General features: G+C 40.1%; 1 protein-coding gene. It reads left to right on the top strand.

All coding sequences use genetic code 11. From position 1 onward, the window contains the following. Positions 1–277, top strand: a 277-nt coding sequence (locus H6A32_RS15940; protein WP_204864520.1) for a transposase, incomplete at its 5' end; no start/stop codon positions are given. Positions 278–454 lie beyond the last annotated feature (177 nt).

The following is a 454-nucleotide window of genomic DNA, read 5'->3' as shown; positions in this document are numbered from 1 at the left end:
TAATGAACGATGGGAAGAACTAAAGGAAGAATCCAATGCGAATATCCAGAGTGAAGAAGGGATCCTGAAACGGCAGATCCGGTCGATCCAGACAGAAGGACACTTTGGAGATATTAAAGAGAACGAAGACTTCCGGCGTTTTCACTACCGTTCAAAAGAAAAAGTATATAAAGAATTCATGCTGTATGCGATTGGCAGAAATATCATGAAATACCATCGTTTTTTACATGATGAGATAAAGAAATACGAAGGAAAAAAGGAGCAGAAAACCGCTTAGCTAAGGAGCGAAACCTAAAAATCCAAACAAGGGGTTTTTGCGCCCTAAAATAGGGGCTACAAAACGAAAGAGGCAGTTCCATAGAGAATTCAGACTTTGAAAAAGTCCGAATTCTCTGGGACTGCCTCTTCTTTTCATGGCAGGGGTTAAAAATCGGTATTAACCGATAATCCCTTT

The sequence above is a fragment of the Drancourtella massiliensis genome, assembly GCF_016900655.1.
In the GTDB taxonomy this organism is placed as follows: domain Bacteria; phylum Bacillota; class Clostridia; order Lachnospirales; family Lachnospiraceae; genus Sellimonas; species Sellimonas catena.
Note: the sequence above shows the minus strand (reverse complement) of the source record. Positions and strands in the feature narration are given on the sequence as shown.